Below are 2,286 nucleotides of genomic sequence, written 5' to 3'. Positions count from 1 at the left end.
GGCGGCGGCCGGGCGGGCGGGCACCGAGGTGGCGGCCGTGCCGGCGGAGGACGCCGGGCGCCGCTGGGCCCAGTTGCGGCACCGGCTGCGGATAGGCCTGCCCGGCCCGGAGAACGGGAAGAAAGCCGGTACGGCCCCCGGCGGGGCCTCCGGGAACACGTCGGCCAGCTCACACCCTGCGGCGGGTGACGCCTGACCTACCAGGCGGTAACTTTCCTCCCGGACGCCAGGTCCGCCGTCACCGAGCGAGGAGCCCGCCATGCCCGAAGCCGTCATCGTCAGCGCCGCCCGTTCGCCGATCGGCCGGGCCTTCAAGGGCTCGCTCAAGGACGTCCGCCCGGACGACCTGACCGCCCACATCATCCAGGCCGCCCTGGCCAAGGTGCCGCAGCTCGACCCGCGCGAGATCGACGACCTGATGCTGGGCTGCGGCCTGCCCGGCGGCGAGCAGGGCCACAACCTGGCCCGCATCGTGGCCGTCCAGATGGGCATGGACTACCTGCCCGGCGCCACCATCACCCGCTACTGCTCCTCCTCGCTCCAGACCACGCGGATGGCACTGCACGCGATCAGGGCGGGCGAGGGCGACGTCTTCGTCTCGGCCGGCGTGGAGACCGTCTCGCGCAGCGTGAACGGCACCTCGGACGGCCTGCCGGGCACCATGAACCCGATCTTCGACGAGGCCCAGGCCCGCACCAAGAAGCGCGCGGAGGAGGGTGGCGGCGAGTGGCACGACCCGCGCGAGGACGGCCTGCTGCCGGACGCCTACATCGCGATGGGCCAGACCGCCGAGAACCTGGCCGCGCTCAAGGGCATCACCCGCGCCGAGCAGGACGAGTTCGGCGTCCGCTCGCAGAACCTCGCCGAGGCCGCCATCAAGGCCGGCTTCTGGGAGCGTGAGATCACCCCGGTGACGCTTCCGGACGGGACCGTGGTCAGCACGGACGACGGCCCGCGCGCCGGCGTCACCCTGGAGGGCGTGGCCGGCCTGAAGCCGGTGTTCCGCCCCGACGGCACCGTGACCGCAGGTAACTGCTGCCCGCTGAACGACGGCGCGGCCGCGCTGGTCATCATGTCCGACACCAAGGCCCGCGAGCTGGGCATCACCCCGCTCGCCCGGGTGGTCTCCACCGGTGTCAGCGCGCTCTCCCCCGAGATCATGGGCTACGGCCCGGTCGAGGCTTCCAAGCAGGCGCTCAGGCGGGCCGGCCTGACCATCGACGACATCGACCTGGTCGAGATCAACGAGGCCTTCGCGGCCCAGGTGATCCCGTCCTACCGCGACCTCGGCGTCGACCTGGACAAGCTGAACGTCAACGGCGGCGCGATCGCGGTCGGCCACCCCTTCGGCATGACCGGCGCCCGGATCACCACCACCCTGATCAACTCCCTGCAGTGGCACGACAAGCAGTTCGGCCTGGAGACCATGTGCGTCGGCGGCGGCCAGGGCATGGCGATGGTCATCGAGCGCCTCAGCTGACCCTCCGGTCACCCTCCGAAGGGTCTGGACCACCCATTTGGAGTGACGCTGCGTAATTGAGGGCCGAATCACACCGCAAGGTCGATCCGGCCCTCTTTTCTGTCGTTTTCGGCCCGGAAATCGACACTGCGGAGCGGATCAACTCCACTGCGTAGAACGGCGTTACCTAACAATTTGGGGACAAGGGCGAAAGTTGCGGACGAATTGGACATTCGCCACTGCGGTAACAGCCCCGCATGCGGCAGTGTGGACACGTAACCCCGTTCCGCTCCTCGCTAGGAGTACGTTCCGTGAGCGCCGTCTACACCATCCTGCTGCTGATCCTGATCACCGTGTCGACCGCCGTGCTGCTCCACCTCCGGGGACTGTCCCGCCGGCTGGACGCGCAGGCCGCGGCCCAGGCCGCGCCCACGCCGGTGGACGAGGCCGCGATACGCCGGGCCGTCACCGAGGCGCTCGCCGCCGACCGCGAGCGGGAGATCACCGAGGCCCGGGCGTTCTGGGCCGAGCAGGAGGCCCGCGCGGCCGAGGACGCGCCGCTGTTCGACTCCCCGTTCTCCGGCACGTTCTCCGGCACCGACGAGTGGCCGCTCTTCTTCCCCCGCCCCACCGGCCCGCAGGACGCCGCCGACAACGCCGGGACGATGGACCCGGAGTTCGGCGAGGCGCTGCGCTCCGCGCTGGAGGACCTGATCAACGAGGGCGGCACCGTCCCCGCCGAGCCCGGCGCCGAGGGCGGCGTGCCGCTGCGCCCCGGCCACCCGGTCGGCGAGACCGCCAAGGACGCCCGGGCCCGCCGCGAGGCC

At 71.6% G+C, this 2,286-nt stretch carries 1 protein-coding gene and 2 pseudogenes; all 3 read left to right on the top strand.

Annotated features, from left to right (window positions below; genetic code table 11):
• Nucleotides 1-196 (top strand): annotated as a pseudogene (locus tag KS423_RS43825) (SGNH/GDSL hydrolase family protein); the annotation flags it as partial.
• A 63-nt stretch (nucleotides 197-259) separates the two neighbouring features.
• Complete coding sequence (locus tag KS423_RS43820) at nucleotides 260-1,480, top strand: acetyl-CoA C-acetyltransferase (RefSeq protein WP_224285270.1); 1,221 nt, start codon at nucleotides 260-262, stop codon at nucleotides 1,478-1,480.
• Nucleotides 1,481-1,770: 290 nt separating this feature from the next.
• Nucleotides 1,771-2,286, top strand: a pseudogene (locus KS423_RS43815) (hypothetical protein); the annotation flags it as partial.

The sequence above is a fragment of the Streptomyces sp. LS1784 genome (assembly GCF_020103755.1).
Classification (GTDB): domain Bacteria; phylum Actinomycetota; class Actinomycetes; order Streptomycetales; family Streptomycetaceae; genus Kitasatospora.
This window is presented reverse-complemented; position numbering and strand designations above follow the sequence as displayed.